The 18,261-nt window shown below is 37.1% G+C and carries 13 protein-coding genes; 11 read left to right on the forward strand and 2 right to left on the reverse strand.

The window, feature by feature from the left end; genetic code table 11:
- Positions 1–22: 22 nt before the first annotated feature.
- A complete protein-coding gene (gene tssH, locus ACE01U_RS08050; RefSeq protein ID WP_395579143.1) occupies positions 23–2,707 on the reverse strand; it encodes a type VI secretion system ATPase TssH in 2,685 nt (894 codons plus the stop codon).
- 376 nt (positions 2,708–3,083) lie between these two features.
- On the opposite strand from tssH, the gene ACE01U_RS08055 reads away from it, so the two are divergent.
- The 11 genes from ACE01U_RS08055 (at position 3,084) to ACE01U_RS08105 (ending at position 16,674) form a co-directional block, all read left to right on the forward strand.
- Positions 3,084–3,737: a hypothetical protein gene (locus ACE01U_RS08055; protein WP_395579144.1), complete on the forward strand. Its 654-nt coding sequence runs from the start codon at positions 3,084–3,086 to the stop codon at positions 3,735–3,737.
- A gap of 36 nt (positions 3,738–3,773) precedes the next feature.
- Positions 3,774–4,277: a type VI secretion system contractile sheath small subunit gene (gene tssB, locus ACE01U_RS08060; RefSeq protein ID WP_086210618.1), complete on the forward strand. Its 504-nt coding sequence runs from the start codon at positions 3,774–3,776 to the stop codon at positions 4,275–4,277.
- The gene (gene tssC / locus ACE01U_RS08065; RefSeq protein WP_086210617.1) at positions 4,270–5,751 is read left to right on the forward strand and encodes a type VI secretion system contractile sheath large subunit; all 1,482 of its coding nucleotides are present in this window, start codon (positions 4,270–4,272) and stop codon (positions 5,749–5,751) included. The genes tssB and tssC overlap by 8 nt, the downstream gene beginning before the upstream one ends.
- Positions 5,752–5,798: 47 nt before the next feature.
- A complete protein-coding gene (locus ACE01U_RS08070) occupies positions 5,799–6,302 on the forward strand; it encodes an Hcp family type VI secretion system effector (protein ID WP_086210616.1) in 504 nt (167 codons plus the stop codon).
- Positions 6,303–6,370: 68 nt separating this feature from the next.
- A complete protein-coding gene (tssE, locus tag ACE01U_RS08075; protein WP_291374058.1) occupies positions 6,371–6,847 on the forward strand; it encodes a type VI secretion system baseplate subunit TssE in 477 nt (158 codons plus the stop codon).
- A gap of 11 nt (positions 6,848–6,858) precedes the next feature.
- Complete coding sequence (gene tssF, locus ACE01U_RS08080) at positions 6,859–8,667, forward strand: type VI secretion system baseplate subunit TssF (protein WP_395579145.1); 1,809 nt, start codon at positions 6,859–6,861, stop codon at positions 8,665–8,667.
- Positions 8,631–9,623 carry a type VI secretion system baseplate subunit TssG gene (gene tssG, locus ACE01U_RS08085; protein WP_395579146.1) on the forward strand — a complete coding sequence of 331 codons (993 nt, stop codon included), beginning with the start codon at positions 8,631–8,633 and terminating at the stop codon, positions 9,621–9,623. Before tssF ends, tssG begins: the two co-directional genes overlap by 37 nt.
- Before the next feature lies 1 nt (position 9,624).
- Entirely contained in the window at positions 9,625–11,064 is a 1,440-nt protein-coding gene (locus ACE01U_RS08090; RefSeq protein ID WP_395579147.1) for a BAR domain-containing protein, read from the forward strand.
- A gap of 24 nt (positions 11,065–11,088) precedes the next feature.
- The gene (tssM, locus tag ACE01U_RS08095; protein ID WP_395579148.1) at positions 11,089–14,910 is read left to right on the forward strand and encodes a type VI secretion system membrane subunit TssM; all 3,822 of its coding nucleotides are present in this window, start codon (positions 11,089–11,091) and stop codon (positions 14,908–14,910) included.
- 36 nt (positions 14,911–14,946) lie between these two features.
- On the forward strand, positions 14,947–15,903 hold the full coding sequence (gene tagF, locus ACE01U_RS08100; protein WP_110975028.1) for a type VI secretion system-associated protein TagF: 957 nt from the start codon (positions 14,947–14,949) through the stop codon (positions 15,901–15,903).
- 6 nt (positions 15,904–15,909) lie between these two features.
- The gene (locus ACE01U_RS08105; RefSeq protein ID WP_395579149.1) at positions 15,910–16,674 is read left to right on the forward strand and encodes an OmpA family protein; all 765 of its coding nucleotides are present in this window, start codon (positions 15,910–15,912) and stop codon (positions 16,672–16,674) included.
- A gap of 511 nt (positions 16,675–17,185) precedes the next feature.
- Here the strand turns inward: ACE01U_RS08105 and ACE01U_RS08110 are convergent.
- Complete coding sequence (locus ACE01U_RS08110; RefSeq protein ID WP_119063979.1) at positions 17,186–18,244, reverse strand: 2,3-butanediol dehydrogenase; 1,059 nt, start codon at positions 18,242–18,244, stop codon at positions 17,186–17,188.
- Between the last annotated feature and the right edge of the window lie 17 nt (positions 18,245–18,261).

An 18,261-nucleotide genomic window follows, 5' to 3' on the forward strand; every position in this document is an offset into this window, starting at 1 on the left:
ATTCGATACTCTATAAATTGGGTTAGGCTTGATCTACTTGTTTTTTATTCGGCTGACGTTTTTTGGGAACTTTTGTTTTTTCAATTGGATCTAAACGGTAGGTGATTTCATCATCTTTAGCATTGATATAAATCACTTTAGGCACATTATCTTCCGCTAATGCTATTAAAATTTCAGTTGCTAAAGCAGGCAATACCGTAGCATTTAAAATGTGATCTATATTACGCGCACCGCTATCGACTTCCGTACAGCGGCTCAATAGCAATTCGACTAAGTCGTCTGTATAGTGAACTTTGGTTTGATACTGTTTTTCAAGACGAGCTGTTATTTTACTGATTTTATGATGAATAATTTCAACTAATAAATCATCATGTAAAGGTAAATACGGAACGATCCGCATGCGTCCTAAAAATGCAGGCTTAAATTGTTTATATAGACTTGGCTTTAGATGTTCAATTAAGTTTTCTGCGCTTGGCCATGTATCAACAGGTTGATTGATGCAAGCTTGCATAATTGCAGTTGAACCGACATTTGATGTTAAAAGGATCGTGGTATTTTTGAAGTCAATAAGTCGGCCTTCACCATCTTCCAGTGTCCCTTTATCAAAGACTTGATAGAATAATTCTTGAACATCATTGTGCGCTTTTTCTATTTCATCGAGCAGGACAACACTATAGGGATTCCGCCGAACAGCCTCTGTTAATATACCGCCTTGTCCATAACCAACATAACCAGGAGGAGCACCTTTCAAAGAGGAAACAGTATGTGCTTCTTGATATTCAGACATATTAATCGTAATAAGATGTGATTCTCCACCATAAAGTTCATTGGCTAAAGCAAGAGCAGTCTCAGTTTTACCTACACCACTTGGACCAACAAGCATGAATACACCTTGCGGTTTGTTCGGATCATCCAGTTTTGCTTTAGATGTTTTAATACCCTGAACCAGTTGATGAAGGGCATAGTGTTGTCCCATGACGCGGGCTGAAAGCTTATCCTCTAATGTTAAAATCTGTTGGATTTCATCATTCAACATATTGCTGACAGGAATACCTGTCCAATCTGAAATAATTTCAGTAATCATTTGCGCATTAACACGTTCAAAGACCAATGGACTTTGACCTTGTATTTCAGCTAATTCTTCACGTAATGTTGCAATTTCTTTTTGAACATTTTGATGATTTAAATCTTTTTGTCGTAGTTTAATCTTTTCAACGAGTGAACGCTCTTTGTGCCATTGTTTTTGTGTCAAATTAATCTCTGTATCTAGCAGTGTTAGTTTGTGCTTTAAATCTTGTAAGCGTTCATGATGAATTGGCAGATTCTGGTGCTCATTCTCCAAAATTTTGTATTCAAGTTTTAGATTATGTTGTTGAGCTAGTTGTTGATCTAACTTTACAGGCTGCGCATTTTGGGTGAGCGCAACACGAGCAGCAGCCGTGTCGAGTACACTAATGGCTTTATCAGGAAGTTGACGACCACTGATATAACGATGTGAAGAATTTACTGCAGCGATGACTGCTTCATCATCTATATTGAGATTAAAATGTTTGGTCATCACGGGAAGCATGGCACGTAACATATCAATAGCCACTTCTTCTGTTGGCTCTTCAACTTTAATGACTTGGAAGCGTCGGCTAAGAGCCGCATCTTTTTCAAAATATTGTTTATATTCAGCCCAAGTCGTGGCTGCAATGGTACGTAACTCACCACGTGCCAATGCAGGTTTTAATAAATTAGCAGCATCATTTTGTCCTGCTTGTCCACCTGCACCAATTAAGGTATGTGCTTCATCTATAAATAAAATAATAGGATGGCTCGAACTTTGAACTTCTTCAATCACCTGCTTTAAACGATTTTCAAATTCTCCTTTAACACTCGCACCTGCTTGTAATAGCCCCATATCGAGAATATGAAGTTGTACATTTTTTAAAGCGTCAGGGACTTGGTTGTTGACAATTTTGAGTGCAAGACCTTCGACAACTGCTGTTTTTCCTACACCTGGTTCACCTGTCAGTATGGGGTTGTTTTGACGTCGGCGCATCAAAATATCAAGCATTAAACGGATTTCAAATTCACGCCCAATGACTGGATCAATTCGCCCATTTTTGGCTTTGTCAGTCAAATTAATGGTGTATTGATCCAGCGCTAATGTCTTGTTTAAAGTGGGAAGTATTGGAACGTTAGTTGGTGTTAAGACTGTTTGATGATAGCAATCTTGTTCACTACTGTTAGTGCATAGGTCTATAAACTTATGCTTCATTGTATCAATTGGAAATAGTTCAAAAAGACTCGAGGCACGTGATGCGATTTGGTACAAATCAGGCGCAGTTAGTAGTGCAATCAATAAATGCCCAGTTCTAATGATGGAATTTTGTTCAGCAGACGCAAGTAACCATGCCTGTTCTAATAAACGAACTATAGATTGGGCAAAAATTGGTGTCCGAACATTGCCCTTGGGTAAGTGCGAAAGGCTGAGCTGTAAATCAATAACTAAATCTGCGTGAGAAATATTATATTTTTCCAGTAATAAAAGAAGGTCATTCGTTTCTGATTGTGACAATAATTCCAGAAAGAAATGTTCAATTTCAATTTCATAATTTTGTTGATTAATACAACTATTTGCGGATTTTTCTAACCCAATACGTGCGTGATTAGATAGTTTCTTAATTAGAATTTTAAGGTTATTCATATATAACTCAGTCATGGTTTATAGCAAGGCTTTAACAAGCAATCATGTGCCAATAGCAATTTGTTTTTTTGGTTAAAGCTAAATTTTTATATAAATTAGTGTTTTATGTTTAATTTAAAATACTATTTTTTGCTATTTTATATATATGACCTAAGAATACACAAATCATTTTTAGATAAAAAAGATATAAAATTACAAAAAGAGAACATAAAAAGATCAAAATTCTTTTGTTCGGAACATTTATTTCTTGACTTTAGGTGGGATGTTTTTGTTAAATCTCAGCGTATTAAATAACCAATAAAGAAGCGAGAGTTTAGGTCGCTAAATATTAATTTGAAGTTATACCCATAATAATTTTAATTTTTTATTCATAATAAGTTTGAGGCAAATTTTGAAAAGTTACTATTTTATTTTATCTACATCCATTCTATTGGCTGCGACGTCACTTGCTTTTGCAGACACAGAAGGTGTGATTCAGCTAAGCAATAAGTGTATTAAGGCATATCCACTGGTCAGTGGAGAAACTGATCAGAATTTACTGCATTTATATATGCAGCTTTGTGATAAGAAAAATAAAAAAGATGATGTCTTAAAAAATCAGCTCTCAGTTCAGGCGGCAAAACGCTATCAAGAGCTTGGGAAAAATTATAAAGCGTTACAATTGGTTGAAACATTAAATGCTCAAAATATACAGCACTCTTCACTTACAGATACGCAGTTTTTAGCGGGTATTGCGATTGCAAATGCGGCATTAGACTATATGCGTCAAGAAGAAATGCGTTATTTATCAGCAGACTTAACCTATCCGCCTGCTAAAAACTTGTCACAGAGCATACAAAATTCTCTACCAGCACCAGACACTAGTGACGCAAAAGCAGTTGTGCTGAAGACCTCCAAAAAAACAACACGCAAGCCTGCTGTTACTAGTTCTAAAAAAACAACAAAAAAGGTAACTACTCAGCAAGTAAAAACAAAAAAAGTTGAAAAAATACAATCAGTTGAATCTTTAAATAAATCGAACGCAAACCCATTTAATGCACTTTAAAACTTAAATTGAAAGAATAACGAACAGGATTTTTACATGGCTAAACGTGAAAGTGTACAAAAAAAGCTACAGCGCATTCGACCACCGCGTGTCCAATTAACATACGATGTTGAAGTGGGGGATGGTAAAGAAATTAAGGAATTACCTTTCGTTGTAGGGGTTTTAGGAGATTTTTCAGCAGCCTCTGAACTAGAAAAAACCAAGCTTAAAGATAAAAAATTCATTAATGTTGATTTAGAAAACATTGATGAAGTTATGGAGTCATTATTGCCTCGAGCAACTTATCAAGTTGAAAATACTTTAACTGATGACGGTGGTCGAATGTCAGTCGATCTGACTTTTAAATCTATGGAGGATTTTCGTCCTGAAAACGTGGTTCAACAGGTCGATCCATTACGAAAGTTGGTAGAAGCACGTGAACGTTTGACGGATTTACGAAATAAAATTTCAAACAATGAACGTTTAGAAGATTTGTTAGATCAAGTTTTACAAAATACTGACCAAGTGCGAAAAATGAGTGTGGAGGCAGAGAATGAATAATTTTCAATCTACAGCAGTAGCTCAAGACACTACAGAAGAATTTACGTTATTAGACTCAATCGTTGAAAGAAGTCGTATAGCGCGTAATGAAGAAGAACATGATCGTGCTAAAAGTCTAATTGGTGAATTAGCTAAAGAAGTGATGGCTGGAACAATTACTGTTTCAGAAAATATGACCTTATCTATTGATAAACGTATTGCAGAAATTGATGCGCTCATTTCGACTCAACTCAGCAGAATCATGCACGATGAACAATTTCAAAAAATTGAATCGACATGGCGTGGTTTATATTATTTTTGTCAGGAAACGCCATCTAATCCGCTTATTAAAATTCGGATGTTGAATACTACAAAAAAAGAGCTAATTAAGGATTTTCAAGGTGCAACAGATTTTGATCAAAGCACACTGTTCAAAAAAATATATGAAGAAGAGTATGGTTCATTTGGTGGAGCGCCATATGCCACATTAGTTGGTGATTTTGAGTTTGACCGCACGCCTTCAGATATGTATTTGCTTGAACAAATTTCGCATGTTGCAGCAGCAGCACATGCACCGTTTATCTCTGCAGCAGATTCAAGCATTTTAGGCCTAGAATCTTTTACAGATATAGACCGCCCTCGAGAGGTTTCAAAAATCTTCGAGACGGCTGAATATGTGCAATGGCGCTCATTCCGTGAAAGTGATGATGCGCGATATGTGGCATTGACCATGCCACGAGTACTAGGCCGTTTGCCATATCACCCTAAAGAAGGTACTGCGACCGAAGGCTTTAATTTTGTCGAAGAAGTGACTGGACAAAATCATCATGACTATTTATGGATGAATGCTGCTTATGCATTTGCAACCCGTTTAACCAATGCTTTTGATATGCATGGTTGGTGTGCAGCGATTCGTGGTGTAGAAGGTGGCGGTTTAGTAGAGGGCTTACCTGTCCACACATTTAAGACTAATGATGGTGAGGTTGTCTTTAAATGTCCAACTGAGATTGCAATTACAGACCGTCGCGAAAAAGAACTCAGTGATCTGGGTTTCATTCCGCTTGTCCATTGCAAAAATACAGATTACGCAGCATTTTTTGGCGCACAGTCGACGCAGAAACCGAAAAAGTATGATAGCGATTCTGCGAATGCAAACTCAGCTTTATCAAGTCAAATTCAATACATTATGGCAGTGTCACGTATTGCACATTATCTAAAAGCCATGATGCGGGATAAAGTCGGTAGCTTCGCATCTGCTGGAAATGTCGAAGCATTTTTAAATGAATGGTTAGCCCAATATATCTTACTTGATGACGGCGCTTCACAAGAAGCGAAAGCGCAATATCCACTTCGTGAAGCCTCTGTCAAAGTTGTAGAGAATCCTGCACAGCCAGGGCACTACAAATCTGTGGTTTTCTTAAGACCACATTTCCAGTTGGACGAGTTGTCAGTATCACTGCGACTTGTTACTGAATTACCTCAGTCCTCAAATTAATTTTGAATGCCAACACATAATAACTTTAAAATAGGAAAATATTAAAAATGAAAGATATATACGTACAATTTCGTGGTAAGTACAAAGTAGATGGTGAATCACGCGATGCTGAACATAAAGGCTGGTTGGAGGTAAATTCTTGGTCACATAACATTCGCCAGCCGAAGTCCGCAACATCCTCAAGTGTAGGTGGCCATACAGCTGAGCGTGTAGAACACTCTGACATGATTTTTGTGAAAGATTTAGATGCAACCAGCCCAAAGCTATGGGAAGCATGTTCAGCGGGATATACCTTTGATGAAGTTCAGATTGATTTTTATCGAGCGAATGGTGATAAACGTATTAAATATCTGCAAATCAAATTAAAGCATGTGTTGGTTTCAAGTGTTACACCAACAGTGAGTGAAGAAGGTGTCCCAATTGAGAGCTTCGGTTTGAAATATGCCGCAGTGGAATGGACGTATAACCAGCAAGATATTAATGGTACGCAAAAAGGTGCAGTGACCAAGAAATGGTCACTGTCAAATAATACCGCATCGTACGCTGCATAAATATGCTTCAAAAATAAGGGCTAACTTATATTAGCCCTTATTTTTCATGTAGGAAAATTCTAGTCAATATGAACCTAGATCAACTTTATCCATATGGTTTTAGAAAAACACTATTTGACCGATTGTTGCCTACAAGTGAGCAGGATCGGCAGGGGATGTCTCTTCAAGAGTTGCGCGAGTCTGTCGCGTATGATTTAGAAGAATTACTTAATAGTCGTATGGCAAATTTCGACTCAGTTATTGATGCCTTTCCCTTAGTAAAAAAATCCATTTTACAGTTTGGGATCATTGATTTTGTTGGGCTTTCGACGGCTAACCCCTTAGACCGAGATAAAATATGTCAGTCTATCGCATGTTCTATTACCGCACATGAGCCAAGACTAAAACAGGTTAAAGTCGAAATGTTATTTGATGGGCAGAATATGGGAGCTTTATGTTTGAGTATTCAAGCTTATTTAAATATTCATCCATTGTATGAGCCTGTTATTTTTGATGCTTTACTCAAACCAACAACACAACAATATGTTATTTCTGCACGATCTTAATTGGGTGATTTGTGATTGAAGAGTTATTACCTTACTATGAAAAACAATTACAAGAATTTGGACAGCAATCACGCGAATTTGCACAAAAATATCCTAAAATTGCTCAACGGTTGTCTTTAAACCAAGAACAAATTGATGATCCGCATATTGAGCGCTTAATTCAGTCTTTTTCTTTGATTGCAGCTAGAATTGATAAAAAACTTGTAGACAGTTATGACGTCTTTACACGATCACTGTTTGAGGTGATGTTTCCACAATATTTAAAGCCTTTTCCTGCATGTACTATACTTAGTTTGGAAGATTTAAATAAGTGTAAACAATTAACAGAAGCACATGTTGTTCCTAAGAATACCACGATTAAGTCACGTAGTTTTAAAGGAGTGCAGTGCGAATTTAATACCACCCAAGAGTTAAAACTATTACCACTTGAGTTGTGTCAACTCAGTTTTAAAACACATCCCAGTGCACATATACACTTAAATCAAAACGCTACCCTTACTTTAGGTTTTAATCTTTTTAATCAATCTCAGCGCATTTTAGAAAAAGAATGCTTACCTATTTATCTGGATGCTATATCTAATTTTCCACTCCAGGTTTTGGATGCAGTGTTTCAATCAAATACTGGGTTTTCATTGAAATACGGTCATCATCTGATTGATATTAAAAATCCTTTTTGTACTCAAGGTTTCTCAGAAGATGAAAGCTTACTGCCATTAGATCAGCATACACATCATGCTTATCGGTTATTGATGGAGTATTTTTGCTTCCCCGAAAAGTTTAGCTTTCTAAATATGAAGTTAGATTTTTTAAAACATCTAGATAAAGGTCAGCATTATTTTGAAATTTTAATTCACCTAAAACTTAATTTAAATGATCAAGTGAATATTAAAAATTACTCAGAATTAAATATTGCAAACTTTAAATTATATGTTACTCCAGCAGTGAATTTATTTAGGAAACAAGCAGAACCACAGAAAATAAATCATAAGCAATTAGAATACCCTTTAATTACAGATGCACATCATCCTGAGTATTATCAAACATATAGTATTACTAGAATGCAGATGATCCGTGAAAAATCAAATCAAGAACAAACAGCATTTGATATTTATCCTTTTTTTGCAATGAGTCATTATCAAGATCCAGATACTCAATTTTTTTATAGTTTAAATTCAGCCCATTTGCATAATAAATATACAGAAACAGTATATAGTATTATCTCAAAGCAGCTTTCGCCAGAAAGCACTAAATCAGACTTCATTAGTACACAATTACTGTGTTCCAATCGTGACTTACCCCATGAAGCGCTAAGTCAGACTAATAGTATTCTGAGTTTGAATGACAATAGTCTTGCACGGCGAGCGGTGGTTCTAAAAAGACCCAATAAACCCTATGTTTTTGAAAAAAATAAAAAAGAACAATGGAGAATTATTTCACATCTTTCATTAAATACTTTGTCCTTAATGAAAGGAGAGACCTTAAGTCATATTAAGGAATTACTTGAACTCTATAATTTACCCAAATCAAAAGAAAATCAACTGATTATTAACTCAATTCAAATGGTTGATTTTTCTCTTACTCAAAAAATGGTAGAGGCAAAACCTTTTCCATTATTTGTCCGTGGTTTAAAAGTAAAACTAGCGATTGATTCAAAGGTTTTCCGGGGGCATAGCTTATTCATTTTTAGCCAGCTTTTAGCACATGTTTTCAATTTAAAAGTACACATGAACAGTTTTGTTGATGTTGTTATATCCGATGCTTATACACAACAGGAGTTATACCAATGCGTGCAGAACGTTGGTGGCAAGACACTTCTGTAATTGGGGCCTTGATTGAACAACCGTGTGCCTTTGAGTTTATTCAAGCAACACGATTATTACGGCAGACAGCAGATTCAAACAAGGAAATCAAGGGAGATTGGGCCAAGCCATTTAGATTTCATAGTTCTTTAAATCTTAATTTTCCCGATACAGAGATTGAAAGTTTAAGTCTTGATGAGGAGAAAATTCATTTAACCAATTTAATGGTCGGGCTAACAGGTATTCATGGAAGCTTACCCTATAGCTATACCCAGAAAATTAGACACAGTCCCCGTATCCAACGCGAGGAGACTATTCATTTTTTAGGTTTGTTCAATCATAAGTTGACGACCCAATATGTCGATGCATGCTTGGCTTATCATTTACCTGTGCGCTATGAAATTGAAGCAGAGAACCATTATTTAGATATTTTGCACGCTCTGAATGGATATATTCGCTCACAGCACCATCAACCAGATTTAGATGATTATTTTGCTGAATTTGCAGGTTTAATGCAGGGGCAAAATAATACAGTACATGCTTTGAAGATCATGTTGAGTGCTGTGCTTAAACAAAATATCAAGGTTTCTGAGTTCATCGAAGAAAAATTTACTCTGTCTGTTGATCAGAGAACAGTGCTTGGAGGAAATGGAAACCTTTTGGGAATGAATACTTTTTGTGGTGAAACGATACGTCAAATTGACGAAAAGATAGAGATAGTGGTCGGCCCAGTTTCTTATAGCGAATATTTAACATTTTTACCGAAAAAAGAAAATAGCGAAAAAATTAAACGGATTTTGTCTACTTGGTTGAGCCCAACACTCGCGGTTGATCTAAGGCTCATTCTAAATAAAAACGATATTCAACCGTTACATCTGAATTCAATAACCACTATGGGCTTATCCCAAGGTGCTTTTTTAATGCCTAAACAGAAAGATCACAACGCTGAAACCTGTTATGCACTGATGGGAATGTGACATGCTTAAACTTTTTATTGCAACACTTGTGAGCTCATTGTTACTGGTGTGTGGTGTTGTTGTTTTTTATTGGCGTGATACTGGTTATGACCCAAGTGCAATTGATTTAGTTCATCATTTGCTTTTACTTCCCTTATTGATCAGTGTGATTTTATGGTTGCCTTGGGCTATCTACAGAGTATGGAAAGCACAACAACAACGTAAAGAGCAACGAAAGCAAGATGAGTTGGCACAAAGTCAACAGATAGAAGCTGTAGAAAAACAAGCAAAACCTGTTGATATCGAATGGATCCAACTTAATATTTATTCTTCAGCTGCTTATAGTGCTTTGGGAGAAAATGAAACAATTATTGATGAACTGCAAAAGTTTAAAAGCCCTGAGTTAGATACTCAATTACAGAATAATTATGGGCTTCCAATGTTGTCCTATCGTATACAAGCGCTAGACAATGTCATTACAAATGCAGATAAAGAAGATGAATTTGAGATAGAGCATCCTCGTCACCAGCGTATTCAAGCATTGATTGAGCATCAACTTGAACAGCATGCTGAAATATTGTGGCAAATTGCGCAGCACTTAAAACAATCTGCGTTATTTTATGACAGCGAGTTAGCTTATGAATATCGAATGCATCCCGCTTGGATTGATCCGAATAGTGAATATGCATCTGATGTACAAGACGATCAGGAAAGCATTAAAAGTGTAACGAAACTGAATCGTATTCATATCCATATTTTGTTATCTGAGTCGGTTTTACATTTTTGGAATGAAGCACAAAGTTTTGAAATTGTGGAGCATTATTTAAGGTCTTTAGGGATCATCACTGCGCAAATCCAAATTGAACATCATTATTTGAGTCAAGAAACTGCCTATAAAGATTGGGTGTTGTTGTTGGCACAACTGTCTAAGCAACTAGAAGAAATTTCATTGATTCTTAATGTTGACTCTGAAATTGATCAAGAGTTGCTAGATGAAAAAACATGGCTGACGGATCGTTACTTACCCTCAGAATATGCATCGAGTTGGTGTTTGGCTGCATCTTTTTTACAACTATTAGAGACTACACCACAAAAAAAACTGAATATTGGTTTAAATGTGGACAATATCTTAGATCAACTTCCAACTGAGCACATAGTGAGCTTAGAGCAATTGAAGCCCGTTCAGCCTTTTGTGTTGATATTGGATGATATGACAAATATTCCAACCATAAAAAAGGTCAATCATGCTTTTAGTCAAAGCCATATTGAGCCACACCATTTTATTTATACAAAACAAAGTCTTGGTGATACGCAGCATTTGGCTAAAGTATTCGGTTTTATGCTGAGTATGCATTTTCCAGATGAACTTATGACAATGATCTATAGCGTAGATCAATCTTCAACGCATTGCTTTATACAAGCATATGAAGACATGAATGAAAAATTAGCACAATCCATTTAAATTAAAAAAGAATAAGAGAGTAACGTGAATTCTTTATTTTACAACGTATTAGGTTATGTTTGGCAGTATGTGACGAATCCTAAGGCCATTATCGCTTTATCTTGTTTTGTTGCGTTATTTGCAATGTATAACACGATTCCCGCCAAAGTTTTTTGGGCTTTAATGATCTGTTATGTATTAGGGCTTGTGATTTGGGGTGTGTATTTATTGATTATGCGTCGTCGGCATGCTGCACAAGGTGAGGTGCTTGCTGACGCCATTGCCCATGATACGAAAGCTGAATATGGAAAGCAGAAAAACAACGATGAGCTTCATTTGATTCAACAACAGATGAAAGAGTCTATCCAATTGATTCGGAAATCTAAACTAGGCGATAAGAAAGGCAATGCAGCCTTATATGAATTGCCATGGTATATGGTGATTGGTAATCCCGCTGCTGGGAAAAGCTCAGCCATTTATAACTCGGGTCTAAAATTTCCTTTTGAAGAGACACATCAAAGATCAGTTTCTGCCGGTTTAAGTGGAACACGCCAGTGTGATTGGTTTTTTTCAACAGAAGGAGTCTTATTGGACACCGCAGGGCGTTACTCCATTTATGTGGATGACCATTTTGAGTGGTTAGGTTTATTAAATATTCTAAAAAAGAATCGTTCCAAGGCACCTATTAACGGTTTGATTGTGATTGTGAGTATTGCCGAGTTAGTCAGTAATAGTCCTGAAAAATCAATTAAACTTGCGAAAAATTTACGTGCACGTATTCAAGATCTAACTGAACGTTTAGAGGTTTTCTCTCCAGTTTATCTGGTCTTTTCGAAAATGGATTTGATCGCTGGTTTTACAGAGTTTTTTGAATGCTATGAAGTGAACGAGTTTGATCAGGTTTGGGGCGCAACGTTACCTTATAATACAGATGCATCAAACCATGCGGTTGAGTTATTTGAGAAACATTATTCAATTTTATACGACGGTTTGAAAGGGGTGAGTACCACACATCTTAGCCGTCGACACGCTCAGAATATCTCGCCAAGCGTAATGACTTTTCCTTTGGAGTTTAAGAGCTTAAAGCCTGCATTGAAAACGTTTATTAGTACACTTTTCGAAGATAATCCTTATCAATTTAAGCCTGTTTTTCGTGGTTTTTATTTCACGAGTGCGCTACAAGAAGGTATCATCGAAAGCCCAATGACTGAACAAATTGCACAAGACTTTTTATTACAGAAAGGTTTGGGTAATGACAGCGGTATTCCAACACGTTCAATTTCACAAAATCATGGTTATTTTTTAAAAGGTCTATTTTCAGACGTTATTTTAAAAGACAAAAACTTAGTTAAGCAACACATCAACCCAACGCGTAAACGTCAACGGTATATTGCATTCGTTACCGCTTTATTTGGTGTGGCTCTTATTTTAAGTCTATGGGTTTGGTCTTATCGTAATAATCAACAGCTGATTACCGATGTACAGGCTGACTTAGAAAAGGTTGTGTTACTTGAAAAACAGTCAGGTCAAGAGTTGTCCACACAGCTTAACGCACTGTTAATTTTACAAGAACGTATGCAACAACTCGATCAATTTGAGCAAGATCGACCACTAAAGTTTGCTTTTGGTTTATATCAAGGAGATGAGCTGCATGAGAAGCTTAAAACTGAATACTTAAAAGGTGTTCAACAAATTATATTGGTTCCAACGCAGCAAAATATTACTCAATATTTACAACGTGTTAAAGCCAATGAAGAGCAATTGCGAACCAATCATAGCAATGTAAAGCTAACACCTGTTTCAAAAACACAGCAATATTTAGAGCCGAGTGATACGAATCCACAAGATGCATACAATGCATTAAAAGCCTATTTGATGATGGGTAATGGTCAATATATGGATGCCAGTCATTTAAGTGACCAAGTGACTCGCTTTTGGCGGTCGTGGTTAGACAATAATCGTGGACAAATGCCACGCGGTGAAATGATTCAAAAAGCTGAGCAAGTGCTGTCATATAGCATGACTTTAACAAATGATCCTAAGTTTCCAGTCCTAAGCTCAGATAGTCTGGTGGTGGATCAAGCACGTCAAGTCTTGTTGTCTGTAGTACGAGGCATGCCTGCACGAGATCGTGTTTATAATGAACTCAAAATGCGCGCAGCAGTTCGTTATCCTGCATTGACCATAAAACAGATGTTGGGTGAGACGAATCAAAATACAATTTTAGGTAGTTATGCACTACCAGGCATGTTTACACATGCCGCATGGTCTGAATATATCGAACAAGCTATTGATGAAGTTGCCAAGCGCCCAACAGACACCAAAGATTGGGTGCTAAATAGCACGCAATCTGACGATTTAAGCTTTAGCGGTAGCCCAGATCAAATCAGAAAACAGCTAACTGACTTATATAAAAAGGAATATATTGCGGAGTGGAGAAAATTTCTGACGGGCATACATTATGCGAAAGCAAGTGATTATGCTCAACAAACGAATTTTATCCAAGTTTTAGGTGAACCAGAAAACTCACCAATTCGCAGTGTGTTTGATCGAGTTGCGACAGAGACTAGTTGGGATAGTCCTGTTGTAATGGCTGAACTTGCAGCACCACAGACTGGATTTGTTGCTTGGTTTAAACGTAAAGTCTTAAGACGTGATGACGCAAAAATTAATGCAACTATCTTAAATCAAGCTCAAGGGCCTATTTCCAAAGAGTTCCAAATGTTTTATCAGTTGGTTCGTAAACGTGATGATCAACAAAATAAATCTTTGCTTGATGAATATATGCAGTCTTTGGCACAAGTTCGTAGCAAATTCAATGATCTAAAAAGCTCTGGTGACGTTGGGCCAGCTACAATAAGCTTGGTTAAATCTACCATTAATGAGCAAAATTCAGTATTCAATACAACGCAAAAACTGGTAGATGAAAAAATGTCTGTTGGGTTGTCTGAGCCAGATCAAAAAATACTACAAAAGCTACTTATGTCACCCCTTACACAGTCATTTGAGAGTTTAATTATTCCAGCACAAGATGAGATGAATAAACTTTGGCAAATGCAGGTATATCAACCATTTAATAGTGGTTTGAGTAAGAAATATCCGTTTAACTCTTCTGCAACTTTACAAGCCACCAGCAGTGAGATCAGTCAAGTTCTCGGGGAGAATGGCAGTATTGCACGTTATGTAAAAGAGACACTTGATCCGTTGATCATTCGTCGTGGATATACTTTGACATCGAAGACTTGGAAAGATCTAGGTATCAGTTTGAATCCTCAATTTGTTGTAAATTTTCAAACTTATGTTGCGCCAAGTCGTGGCATGGCCACAGGAGAGTTAAATCAAACTTCATCTGCACCAGTAGCCCAAAATCAATCTAATTTTCAATTTTACCCAATTGAAAATACTAAACTTCTATCATATACCATTGATATTGATGGACAGCGTATGCTCTATGAAAATGGGGTTCAGCAGTGGGTGAACTTTGTTTGGCCAAATGCAGGTGCAATTCCAGGTGCACGTATTACAGCTATTGATTTAGATGGAAAAACCCATACGATTTTTGAGGCTCCAGGTGAGTACGGGATTAATCGTTTAATTGACAGTGCACAACGTACGCAACGTGGTGGAAGCTATGAAATGATATGGAAAAATCAACAAAATCCTGAACTTGCTGTAAAAGTTAACTTCCGTTTAATTAGCGGGGATGCCAGTGGTGGAGTAGGAGGGCAACGTAGCTATAACGGTATGCAATTAGTTGATCAAGTGGTTTCAACTAAATCCGTTCGTGTGGTGGCTGCACAAACAGCACCTGTAGCAACAGCGGTGAGTTTAAAAGCTCCTACAAATTTGCAGGAGCCACGTTCATGATTTTATGGAAGACATGGGATAAGGAGGCGTGCCGATATGGATGAACTGCGTACATTGCCTTTATATTATGGAAAATACCCAGCACATGGCGATTTCTTAAAAACACGTGGACAATATGCTTTAATTCAGGTGATTGACCAATGGATTACGGAAGCTTTAGAACATGCGATGCAATCGGAAAACTTTGCTCAAGCTTATGAGAAATTACCATCATTAGACTTTTTCATTGCAAACCCACAAGAAAATCATTTTCTTGTGGCAAATTTAATTGCAAGCCATGATAGTTCAGGGCGCCAATTTCCAATGGTCTTAAGCCATTTATTGGAGGTTGATGATAGTTTCCAGCATATTATTTATGCACCATACCGCTATAAACAAACTTTGATTGATTTGTTTCAAAAAAACCGTGTAATGCGGTCACTACGCGATGAAAATATATTATTGGATAAGTTGACGAAATTACAGAATGAAATTCAGGTTTTTAATCATGTTGAAGCCTCTGCATTTTATGAACATCATACAATCCACTCATTTGCACAATTACTAAAAATTAGTAGTTACGAGTTTGCCCAAAGTATGATTGGATTAGGTTTGTTGCTACAACCAGTTATTCAGCAAGGGACGAGTCGCCTTACCAAAGTTTTGATTTTACCTATTCATAACGCTGCTTATTGCTACGAAATTGCAGCTTTTTGGGTCAAGTTAATCAGTTATTTTATTCAAAATCAAAATGCAGAGCTCTTGATAGGCATCTCTCATGACGAAAAACCAATCTTACTATTTGGTTTTCAAGGTGCTGATATTCTGACATTAAGTGAAATTTTTACACAGAAAATGGATACAGGTCGTTGGGTTTCATTGGTCAATGCAAATTGGATAGACCCTTATTTAGAACAAAATGCTGGTTTGGCAACCCTTGAACAAGCATTAAGTGAGAGGCAATTAAGCTTAATGCAAGGCGTAAAAATTTTTAAAAAAACATTTATAGATTAATGAGATATGAAAATAAATTATAAAATTAAAACAACGGAAATTCTATTCAGTTTAACACTGTTTTTCGGTGTCAACGTTTGGGCAGAGCCGGTTATTGTAGAAGGCATTGTTCCCAATCAAGCCAGTAAGCAAACCATATTAGCTAAAATGTACAGCATTTATGGTGCAGATCAAATTATTGATAAAATACAAGTTAAAGCTGTAAATGCACCGTCGGGTTGGAGTGAGTCTGTAGCGAATTTGGTGATTCCAGAGCTAAAAAAAGTACATCAAGGGAAATTGTCCGTACGTGGTACGCAGATGGAACTCAATGGAAAAGTAATGAACTCAACGGATATCCAGCCCATAACAAACTTATTTCAGGGTTTAGTCATACCACCTTATCGCTTAAATACGCAATTTTCTGTAAATCAGGCAGAACAACAAATTATTGATGATACGCTTAAAAATCGAATTATCGAATTTGAATCTGGCAGTGCCATTTTAGCAGTAAGCGGGACACAGATTTTAGATGAAATGGCACTGGCTTTAAATAAGGTTGGAGGAAAGAAAGTCCGAATTGTTGGGCATACAGATAGTTCTGGTGATGCGACAAAGAATCTAGCTTTAAGTAAAGAGCGAGCTATTGCTGTAAAAAACTATTTGCTAAACAAGCATATCGCTGAAGAGCGTTTAAGTGTTGAAGGAATGGGAGCAAATAAACCTGTTGCTGATAATGCTACGGCTGATGGGCGCAAGAAGAATCGTCGAATTGAATTTGAGGTGATATAACTTATTTATAAGAAGCTACATATAAGTGGCTTTTTATAAATAAGCTATATTTCGTATAATGTATATTATGTTAAATAGCATATCCAAGACTGTAGCCTACGCAACCTCAGTTGGTGCTACAGCTCGACATCGTGAATCCCAGTAAAATTATATTCACGATGCCGAGTACGCTAATGAACATAATATACGTTATGCCGAAATCTACGCGCGCAACCAATCAATGTGATGATCTAACTTGATAAAAAACTGTTTGAGTTGATCTATTTCTCTATCGTTGTCTAATTCTGAATTTTGCAGTTGTTCCAGCACGATCTCCAGTAGATCGCGTATGTACACATAGTCAACCTTGGTTAAAACACCCTTTGATCTGTCATAGCTGACTGTTTTGTAAATGTGCTTCAAGTGTCATTTAAAATTTGGAGAAATTATTGATACAAATATTAGAATGAGTCTGCATTTACAGACTCATTCTCTGTCACTATGTATTACATAAAGTTGTATTGAAGCCTAACTACGGATGAACAATAATTTTTACAGCAGACTCATTATTGTGAATTAGTGTTTCAAAGCCTTTAGATACAAGATCATCTAATGCAATACGTTGGGTAATGAAAGGTTCCAGATTAATCTTACCTTGCTCGACTAAACGGATGGTTTCCTGATGGTCATTGACATAAGCAATCGTGCCACGAATATCGAGCTCTTTCATGACCACACTATGCACATTAATTGTGGCAGGATGGCTCCAAATCGAAACGATAACGACCACACCAGTTGGTTTCATCGCCGCCACCAGTGTATCCATGACTTTATTAACACTACTACATTCAAAAGCGACATCAACACCACTGTCTTCCGTAATTTTCATCACTTCAGCGACCACATCAACTTGTGATGGATCTAGCACATAATCTGCAACACCCGCTTCTATCGCTTTTTCTTTACGTTTTGCACTCAATTCAGTAATGATGACCGTGAGGCCTTTGGCCTTTAAAATGGCTGATAAGAGTAAACCTATTGGGCCTGCTCCACCAACCAGTGCGATATCGCCAGCTTTTGCACCACTTCGTACATAGGCATGATGACCGACAGACAAAGGTTCTATCAATGCTGCTTGGTCTAAGGGAATATCATTTGAAATAGGATGTACCCAACGTCGTTGCACCGCAATTTTTTCAGAAAGACCGCCACCACGTCCGCCTAAACCAATAAAGTTCATATTTTTTGATAAATGATACTTATCATTGGGGCCAGTCGGTACATCATCCGCAATAATGTAGGGTTCAACGACGACATGTTGCCCAATTTGGATATCATCTACACCCTCACCAACTGCATAAACCACGCCTGAAAATTCATGTCCCATTGTTACAGGTGCAGATTCTCCCGAAATTGGATGTGGATGACCACAAGGTGGAATAAAAATAGGGCCTTCCATGAATTCATGTAAATCTGTACCGCAAATACCGCACCATGCAACTTGAATTCCCACTGTGCCTGGAAGTACTTTCGGTTCAGGGATATCTTCAATTCGAATATCCCCTCGATCATAAAAACGAGCTGCTTTCATTCTGTATTCCTTATGTT

The sequence above is a fragment of the Acinetobacter halobius genome (assembly GCF_044130335.1).
Taxonomy (GTDB): Bacteria; Pseudomonadota; Gammaproteobacteria; order Pseudomonadales; family Moraxellaceae; genus Acinetobacter.